Source organism: Streptomyces sp. CLV115 (assembly GCF_038448545.1).
Taxonomy (GTDB): Bacteria; Actinomycetota; Actinomycetes; order Streptomycetales; family Streptomycetaceae; genus Streptomyces; species Streptomyces sanglieri.
Window position 1 is genome coordinate 35828 of sequence record NZ_JBCEWQ010000067.1, and the last position, 8916, is coordinate 44743.

Genomic DNA, 8916 nt, shown 5'->3' on the forward strand with positions numbered 1-8916 from the left:
GACGTTCGTCCGCTTACTGGACGGACCTTGTTCTCGTCGACCGGAGGAGAGACCTCATGGCACCGCCCGGGCAGGCGGCCAGCGGCCGCCCCGCGCAGTACATGTTCACCGCGCTGCAGACGACCCACCAGCACGCGGACGCGAAGGCGGGGATCCTGGCGGCGGCGCAGGCGGCGCTGGCCGGGACAGCGGAGGCGTGGATCGGCCGGGCAATACCCGCCTGGGAGCGGGGTGGCGCGGCTGGGGCGTTCGCCGGAGTGTCGCTGGCGCTGTTCGTTTGCGGTTTGGTCGGGGGCGTGGTGTGCCTGGCGGCGACGCTGCGGCCGCGGATGCTGCGGGGCCCGGCCGGGAACAGGTACTGCTTCGTCCAGCTGGCGTCGGGCCCCGACATCGTGCCTGCCGATCCGCCGTCCTCGGCCGACGCGGACCGGGACGAGGCCATAGATCGCCGGGAGTTGTCGCACACCGTGCGGTTTCTCGCCCAAGTCGCCGTTCGCAAGTACCGCTGGCTGTCGGGCGCGGTGGTGTGCACTGCTGTCATGGGGGTGAGCGCGGGGCTGAGCGCGACCCTGCTGCCGGTGCTGACCTGACGTCGACTCGGCTACGGCCGTCAGGGGCCCAGGTCCGCGAGCCGTTTGAGGCCGTCGAGGTCCAGGATCGTGGTAGTGCGGTAGCCGGTCTTCAGTAGACGCTCCCCGCGCAGTTCACTCAGCACCTTGTGGATGGTCGTCTCGGCGGCGCCGACCATCGTGGCCAGCTCCGGCTGTGTCAGCGAGCAGCCGATCACCACTTGTTCGGCCCGAGAAGATCCGTAGCACTCGGCGAGTTCCACCAGCAGGCGGGCCAGCCGCACCTTCGCTGGATAGCCGCGGAAGTCGAGCCGCCGACGATTCGCCCAGCGCAGCCGGTTAGCGGTTATCCCCATCAGGGCCATCGAGATCTCGGGGCTGCTCCGCACCAACTCCCGCAGCACGTCGGCTGGCAGTTTCCGGGCGGTCAGCGGGCCACAGGCGATAACCGTCGCCGAGCGCGGCGCTCCGTCCATGGTCGCCATCTCGCCCACGATGTCCCCAGCGGCCCTGACGGCCAGCAGCGAAGTTTCGCCGTTCTCCACGGTCGCGGTGACCTTGACGAACCCGCACAGCAGCAGCAGCGCGTGCCTGTCGTGCCACCCTTCCCTCAGCAGCACGTCACCCGCTTGGAACCGGACTTCAGTACCCAGGCCGAGCAGTTCCTCCCGCGCCGGGGGTGACAGCACTCCCAGCAGACTGCGTTCGGGCCACTCCTCGGACCGGATGAGAACAGCCACGGGCATCCCCTGTCTTCCGATCACAGGACATCATCATGCCAGCTTCCCCGGAAGGGGTTCCGCCAGAGCGACCGCGTATGCCGTCACTTCCTAAGTGGTCAACGTCGGAAGTCCTTCGGGGGTTGACGCAGAGTGGGACCTCGGCGGGGCCTCGACCACATCTGCACGCCCACGGACGGGCTGGGCCAGCAGGAACCGCTTGAAGGCGGCGACGGGCGGGGTGTCTGGCCCCGATGTCCCTCCTCCAGCCCCGTCCGCGAACGCGTTCTGAGGCCGGAGGCAGGCCGGGACCTCTGCCACGACGCCCGGCGCACCTGGCCAGCGGCCAGGTTTCGCATGCCCAGGTCAGTCCCCGGTTCCGGCGCTCCTGTCGGCCCACGCCTGGTACCCGGGTGGTCCACTCTGAGGTCCTGGAGTGGTGCGAAGGCGGGGTCGATGGCCAGTGCCCGTTGGACTTCCCGCCATGCGTCGGACTCTCGGCCGAGTGCGAGCAGAACCCGGGCGTAGGTGTCATGCAGATACAGGTGGTCGCCGCCGTCGGCGCACGCCACGCCCTTTTCGATCAGCCGGAGGGCGTCGGTGAGGTCCTTCGGGGTGGGGGCGGGGTCTTCGGCATGGATGATTTCCCAGGCGAGGAAGTTGGTCGCGTAGCGGACGACCTCGCGCTGGAACTGTCCCTCGTCGGTGAAGTGGAAGATCTGCCAGACCGGCGGCACCAGCCGCATACAGGTCTCGGCGACGGCGAAGCCGTCGCGGCGGTGCTGGGCCCGGTACTGCTCGGTGCCCTCGTCGCCGTGGCCGACCTTGGCGTGGATCCACATCTTGCCGTAGTAGGCGTAGAGCAGGCCGTAGGCGGAGTCGGCGTCGCCCTCGGTGTACTGGGCGATGGCCTTGTCGTACTCGGCGAGTGCCGCCGACCATTCCCCTCGGCCGCGAAGCGCGTTGGCCTGTGTGATCAGGCTGTCGGCCGCCGTTGCCTGCTCGCGCTCGGAGTCGCTGTCGACGCCGCGCTGGTCGCGGAAGTCGATGCGCGCGCCGGGGTAGGCGTCGGCGACCCGTCGGCGGACCTCTCTGGAGAGGGCGTTGTAGCGAAGGTCGATCTGCTCGACGGCGGGCAGGGTGAAGAAGCCGTCGGGCAGCTCGGTCAGCCCGTTGAAGGACAGGTCGATCCTCTTCAGGCTCTGGAAGGCGCCGATTCCGGCGATGACGTCGGCGGTCATCGGATCACGCCCGCCCCTGTCCCCCGCTCCCCAGCGGTCGATCGGTCCCCAGCGGTCGATCTCCAGCTCCTCCAGCGCGGGCAGGGGATTCGCGAGCACGGGCCGCAGCAGCTCGTGCGGCGGAACCGGTACACCTGTGTGGTCGGTGAGTCCGCTCAGCTTCAGCACCCGCAGCTTGGGCAGCCGGGACAGGTCGGGCAGCGGGGTCTTCACCAGTCCGAGGGCATTGTCGAGGTCGAGTTCCTCGAGGTTGGTCAGGCGCAGCAGTGTGGCGGGGACCTCCTGGAAGAAGTTGCCCCTGAGCTCGAGCTTGCGCAGGTTTGGGAAGCCGGTGAGGGCTTCGGGGAACCGCTTGAGGTACCTCCAGCTCCTTCCCGCCATGGAGATTTCTTCCAGGCTGGCCAGGCCCTGCATCGATGCCGGGAACACCAGGTTGGTCTGGTTCGCCACCAGCCGGCGCAGGTGTATCAGGTTTCCGGCCGTCTCTGGGAGCGCGAAGGTTGTGGTGTCGGGCAGTGCCTCGCCGGTGTCGGAGGGCTTGCTGGACAGTTCTGAGACATCGAGTTCCTCTAGCGTGGTGAGCCGGCCGATGGTGTCTGGCAGCCTGATCGGCCGGTGGGTGGGCTCGGTGGAGAAGTCGTAGGTGGTGTTGCCGGCGATCCGTAGTACGCGCAGCCTGGACAGTCGGCCGATGGAGGCGGGCAGTTCGGCCAGGCCGCAGTCTCGTACCGACAGAAGTTCCAGGTCGGTCAGGGTGCCGATCTCGTCGGGGAGTCGCCCGATGGGGTTGCCGTCCAGGACGAGTGTGCGCAGCCATGGCATCTGCAGCACCTCGGCAGGGAACTTCTTGAGCTTGCGTTCCGACAGATCGAGATGGAGCACCCGGTCGGCCCGGGCACGCGCGATGTCCGCCAGCGCCGCATCGTTCGCGGTCCGCGCACCCGGGCGCAGGACCGGCAGTCCGGCCCGTAGCCGTTCCAGGAACTCCGGGACCTTGATGCGCTTGTATTCCGGGTCGACGACCTCGGTGACGAACGACTCCACGATGTTCTCGCGCCTTGCGAAGTCCGCGTTGTCATCGTTGCCGTAGTTGTCCACCAGGCGAGCGCCGGGGGCGGAAACGCGGAGATCGTGGTCGTAGTTGATGACCCATGGGGTCTCTACGGTGCAGGTCTCCAGGATGCCGTGGTTGTATTCGCCGTAGACGAGATGGGTGAAGGTGCCGTCCTGGATGTAGATTTCGCAGTCGCCGCCCTCAAGGGTCTCGGCCCGGGTGGTGCCGCCGACGTAGAGCCCCGGCAGAGGCTCGTAGAGCTCGATCGGGCCGGACACGGTCAGATCGCCGGTGATCACCACAAGGTCCACGTCGTCCAGATTCCCGATCCCGGCGACGGCGTGGAGGAAGTCCCCCTCCAGTACCAGATCGCCGTCGAAGAGCAGGACATTGTCATAGTCGCCCTCGAAGGAGGCGGAGAGAGCCTGCACGAGGCGAGTGTCGGCCTCTGCGAAGGAGAGGCATTCGGGTGCGGGGCTGTTGGTCATGCGAGCGACGATAGGACACGGGTATGACAGTCCTTCAATGTCCTTCTGCCCGTCGGGCGCACTCGTCGCGGCGCGCGGATCGTGGTAGCCGAACGCGCGCTGTCGGCTATCAGCCTCAGGCTTTCATGAGGCTTGGTGTCCGGCAGGCGGCCGGGGAAGCAGAAAGCGCCCCTGACCTACGGCGATAGGGCTTACTGGGGGGGTCCTGCAGGTGGTAGTGGAAGAGGCACTTTCCAGGTGAAGGAGAGCGGCGGGTCATACCCGCGTGTCCGGGTCGAGGGTGGTGGCCGCTCGGTGGTCTCGCAGGCCAGGTCGTTGCTGCTGGTCGAGGCGGCTCTCAAGTCCGGTCTGGCGAACGCGATATTGGAGGCGTTGGAACCGTGGCGAAAGCCGCAGGCTGCACACGATTTCGGATGGATCCTTCTGGACGTCGCACTCGCGACAGCTCTGGGCGGGGGCTGCCTGGCCGGTGTCGGCCTGCTGCGGGCCGATCCGGTCGTGTTCGGCCCGGTGGCCGCCGATCCGACGATCTCCCCCGCCTGGTCTACGCCTTCGCCGCATCCGGACCGAAAGCCTTCGCGGCAATCCGCTCGACACGGCCCCGGGCTCGCCAGTGAGTATGAGCGTTGGCGGGTACGAGCAGTCCGGTAGCCGATATCCAGGTGATCGTGGAAATTGGCGGCGTGCTGGTGATCGCGTGGTCGGAAGAGCAGGACGCCGCCGCGACATGGAAGAAGACCTTCGGTCATCATCCGCTCGTCGCGTTCGTCGACCATCACCGGGCCGGGTCCGGGGCGCCAGTGGCCGCAGTGCTACGGCCCGGAAACGCGGGCTCCAGCACTGCGGCTGACTACGTCGCCACCACCCAGCTCGCTCCGGCTCAACTGCTCAAGCTCTGACGAGGACGGCAGGCGCTCATCCGTCCCGACTCCGCCGGTGGCACCCACGCCTACCGCGACTGTCCGTCGAGACGGGGCCGGTGGCTGTCGTATTCCTCGGAATGACAGCGGACGTCCAGGCCGGCGAGCTGCCGCCAAGCGGCTCAGGCCGCGCGGGCAGCTTCTGAGCAGGGGAGGTCTTGGCCGACTCCGGCACGGTGGGCAAGAGGTCATCCTGTCTGGCCGCCCGCGTCAGGCGGTGCGGCAGGCTCCAGCCGGTAAGAACCACTTCTGCTGATCGGCCTGCCTGCCTTGCCCGTTGCCACCGCCCGCGCGATATCGCTGACCGCCTCGCAGAGGCACCGGCTGAAGAAGATGGCCTACGCGCACAGGACTCCCCACAAGGCCCGGATCCGAGCGCACGTCGTGCTCCACGCGGCACGGGGCCGTTCCAACGCCTGCATCGCCCGCGAGACGGGCCTGCATGTGGACACCGTGCGGACCTGGCGAGGCCGCTTCGCCGACGAGGGCATACCCGGGCTGGCCGACCGCCAGCACCCCGGCCGGCCACCCTCGTTAACCGCCCTGCAGACCGCCCAGGTCAAGGCCCTGGCCTGCCAACTACCCGCCGAGACCGGCACGCCGCTGGCCCGCTGGTCGTGCCCGGAACTGGCCCGCGAGGCCACGGCGCGAGGCATCGCCCCGGCCCTGTCGGACTCCACCGTGCGCCGCTGGCTGGCCCAGGACGCGCTCAAGCCCTGGCAGCACCGCTCCTGGATCTTCATCCACGACCCCGACTTCGGCCGCAAGGCCGCCCGTGTGCTGGACCTGTACGCCCGCACCTGGCAGGGCGAACCGCTCGGACCGGACGAGTACGTCATCAGCGCGGACGAGAAGACCTCCATCCAGGCCCGCTGCCGCTGCCACCCCACCCTGGCCCCCGGACAGGCCCGGGCGATGCGCGTCAACCACACCTACGGCCGCGGCGGCGCGCTAGCCTACCTGGCCGCCTACGACGTCCACCGCGCGAGGGTGCTCAGCCGCACCGATCCCAGAACCGGCATCGACCCGTTCATGAACCTGGTCACCCAGGTCATGAGCCAAGAGCCCTACGCCAGCGCAAAAAGGGTGTTCTGGATCGTCGACAACGGCTCCTCCCACCGCGGGCAGAAGGCCGCCGACCGCTTGACCAGTGCATTCCCGAACGCGCTCATGGTCCACACCCCCGTCCACGCCTCCTGGCTCAACCAGGTGGAGATCTACTTCTCCGTCGTCCAGCGCAAGGTCGTCTCGCCCAACGACTTCACCGACCTGGCCCAGGTCAGGAACCGGCTCCGAACATTCGAAGACCGCTACAACGCCACAGCACAGCCGTTCCAGTGGAAGTTCACCACCTCCGAGCTGGACGATCTGCTGGCCAGACTCGACCGACACACCGCCGATCACCAGGAAGCATCCTCCGCGCAGCCAGCTACATGATCAACCCCCGAAGGACTTCCGACGTTGACCACTAAGTCTGGTGATCTCGTGGGTGCTATGGCTTAGTGGTCAGGCGGATAGGCGCGGTTGGGGACACTGGCAGCAGGAACGGGCACAGGCGCGGTGATCATGGAGTTGCGACGCTCTGTGATTACCGAGGAGACCTGTGCCCGTTCTGCCGTCGTGGCTGACTGAATCGCTCTGGGACCAGTTCGCGGTCCTGCTGCCCGCGCGGCCGGTCTACCATCCGGACCATCCGCTGGGCTGCCACCGCAGGCGCATCAGCAACCGGATCGTATTCGACAAAATGCTGCAACTGCTGTGCTTCGGCTGCTCCTACGAGGCGATCGCCGACACGACCTGCTCGGCCACCACCACCCGCAGCCGCCGCGACGAGTGGATACGACTGGACATCTTCGCCGAGTTCAAACGGATCGCACTCGACTCCTACGACCGGATCGTCGGCCTCGTCCTCGACCAGATCGCCGTGGACGGCTCCATCGCCAAGGCCCCCGGAGGCGGCGAAGCAGCCGGGCGTTCGCCGGTCGACCGCGGCAAACAGGGAAACGTTCTGGCATGACGGATGGTTACGGCATTCCCCTGGGCAGGGTCCTGGCCGGAGCCAACCGCCACGACTCCCCGCTGCTCGCCCCGACTCTGGACCTCCTGGAGGGCCTCGGGCCGCTGCCCGACGACGTGACCGTGCACCTGGATGCCGGCTACGACTCCGACAAGACCCGCGCCGTGCTTGCCGGACGCGGTCTGCACGGCCGGATCGCGCCCAAGAGGCGAGAAGGCGCCGGTCCAGGCCAGTCGGAGGTGGCGCGTGGAGCGTACCCACGCCTGGCAGAACACCTTCCAGCGCCTGGCCCGCTGCTACGAGGGCCGCACCACCGTCAGCAACGCGTTCTTCGATCTCGCCGACAGCATCATCACCGTACGCAGCGTCATCCGCCGGGCATGGACCACCCACCGCTGGGACGAACGCCCGCACCGCCGCCCATGAACCAATGGCTACCCGGGCACGATCGATCCATCCGGCCGGATCCTGGTCCACGGGCCGGTGCGGCTGGTGTCCTTCGAGGCCACGATGACCTCGGCGACGCCGCCGCGGAATGGCCGTACGGCCCTGAACTCGGCGCCGTACGGGATGCGCCAGGTGCCCGACCCGTCTATCAGGCCGTATGTGCCGTGATCACCGCCCCACATGCCGGGCCCCACCCAGACCAGGTCGAGGTCTTCGGCCGTGTACGCGGCCTGGCCGTAGGAGCCGCCCAGCGATGTTTCGAGCAGACGGTAAGGATCTGGCTCGTCCATGCCGGCCATGCGCGACCGCCCGTCCGGCTTGCCGCAAGCCATTCGCAGTTCGGTCACCTTCGCATCATCCAGCCCAAGGATGTTCTGCTCATGCCGGCCCAGCTCCGCGCTGAGCCATTCCGTGAACGTGCCCACCGTCTCCACGGGCCCGCCGTCCTCGACGACCCACACGGCGATCTCATCCTCGCCATTGGCCGGACCGAGCGAGTAGCCCTGGTAGCCGGGTAGGTCGTAGCCGGCGAAGAACGCGTGCAGACACCGGGTTGGCTGATCCTTGACCGGGGTGGGGAAGGTCCCGTCGGGATCCGGCTGGTCGACCGACTGGTTGGCCATGGCCTCGGGCGGAAGGAACGCAAACCCTTCAACGTCGTCGCAATAGCCGAGCATGGGATAGCCGACCTCCGCCACGAAGGCGCGGTAGTCAGCGGGCAACAAGTGCTCAAGATCAGCCCCCCGCGGGTGCTCCACCGTGCGTGCGCAGCGCAGCTGGGCCGGGGCGTAATGCAGCCCCCACCCGAGCCCCCTGCCGACAAGCAGCCTCTCGAACTCCCTCCAACGGGCCACGGCACTCGTGGCACCGCCAGCCAGCTCATTCACCACGGTCGGCCCAGCCCCGGCCCCATCAATGTGCAGATCATCAGACATGCCCGCATCCAACCAGCTCCCGCCGACAAATCTCCCCGTACCGACCCCCTCACCACACACTTACGCAGACAGTTACGTGCTTTCACTGAGGAAGCCCCCAGCAGCCCCGCAGACAAGATCCGTCAGTTTCACGCCCCCGCCGCCGTCTCACCATTGTCCGTATGCGCCCCGGGCGGTTGGACACGGTTCCACCTCCTGGGATGTGGCACGGTCGGGAGGGCAGGAATCTGCGGGGGCAGGCCGGGTTTGGGGGTTCTGGTCGGGTCGTGGTGCGGCTGGGCGGCTGCTGCCGGCGGTGAGTGCTGTGGGTGTGTGGCGGTTTCGGGGCCGTGGTTGTCAGTAGATGTACGTAACGGGTTACGGATTTTCCGGGTGGGGGTTCGCCGGGGCCGGTGGGTGTCGGTGGGGGCGTCTACGGTGCCGGTCATGAGTAATGGTGCGCGTGAGGGTGGTTCGGCAATGGCTCTGTCGGAGGCGGGTGCGTGGTGGTCGGATCCGGGGTTGCTGGTGAACGGTGATCCGGATC

Annotated in this window: 5 protein-coding genes and 2 pseudogenes; 4 read left to right on the forward strand and 3 right to left on the reverse strand. The window is 67.9% G+C overall.

All coding sequences use genetic code 11. From position 1 onward, the window contains the following. The first annotated feature begins 56 nt into the window (after nucleotides 1–56). Nucleotides 57–590 (forward strand): Pycsar system effector family protein, encoded by a 534-nt coding sequence (locus tag AADR41_RS22890; protein ID WP_342283257.1) that lies wholly within the window; start codon nucleotides 57–59, stop codon nucleotides 588–590. Nucleotides 591–610: 20 nt separating this feature from the next. On the opposite strand, the gene AADR41_RS22895 is transcribed toward AADR41_RS22890, so the two are convergent. Together AADR41_RS22895 and AADR41_RS22900 are read right to left on the reverse strand one after the other, a co-directional pair. Further along, nucleotides 611–1309 (reverse strand): Crp/Fnr family transcriptional regulator, encoded by a 699-nt coding sequence (locus tag AADR41_RS22895; protein ID WP_342283258.1) that lies wholly within the window; start codon nucleotides 1307–1309, stop codon nucleotides 611–613. A 98-nt stretch (nucleotides 1310–1407) separates the two neighbouring features. Then, nucleotides 1408–4071, reverse strand: coding sequence for a leucine-rich repeat domain-containing protein (locus AADR41_RS22900; RefSeq protein WP_342283259.1), 2664 nt, complete (start codon nucleotides 4069–4071; stop codon nucleotides 1408–1410). A gap of 237 nt (nucleotides 4072–4308) precedes the next feature. Between AADR41_RS22900 and AADR41_RS22905 the strand changes: the two are divergent. The 3 genes and pseudogenes from AADR41_RS22905 to AADR41_RS22915 form a co-directional block, all read left to right on the forward strand. Beyond that, a pseudogene (locus tag AADR41_RS22905) lies at nucleotides 4309–5063 on the forward strand (transposase); the annotation flags it as partial. A gap of 198 nt (nucleotides 5064–5261) precedes the next feature. Further along, nucleotides 5262–6428 (forward strand): IS630 family transposase, encoded by a 1167-nt coding sequence (locus AADR41_RS22910; RefSeq protein WP_342283260.1) that lies wholly within the window; start codon nucleotides 5262–5264, stop codon nucleotides 6426–6428. A 166-nt stretch (nucleotides 6429–6594) separates the two neighbouring features. Next, nucleotides 6595–7434: pseudogene (locus AADR41_RS22915) on the forward strand (IS5 family transposase). 8 nt (nucleotides 7435–7442) lie between these two features. Here the strand turns inward: AADR41_RS22915 and AADR41_RS22920 are convergent. Next, nucleotides 7443–8390, reverse strand: a complete 948-nt coding sequence (locus AADR41_RS22920; RefSeq protein ID WP_342283261.1) for an SMI1/KNR4 family protein — start codon at nucleotides 8388–8390, stop codon at nucleotides 7443–7445. Nucleotides 8391–8916: the final 526 nt, after the last annotated feature.

Coding starts and splice junctions, on each gene's coding strand:
- AADR41_RS22890 (WP_342283257.1), top strand. CDS start 57: ATGGCACCGCCCGGGCAGGCGGCCAGCGGCCGCCCCGCGCAGTACATG.
- AADR41_RS22900 (WP_342283259.1), bottom strand. CDS start 4,071: ATGACCAACAGCCCCGCACCCGAATGCCTCTCCTTCGCAGAGGCCGAC.
- AADR41_RS22920 (WP_342283261.1), bottom strand. CDS start 8,390: ATGTCTGATGATCTGCACATTGATGGGGCCGGGGCTGGGCCGACCGTG.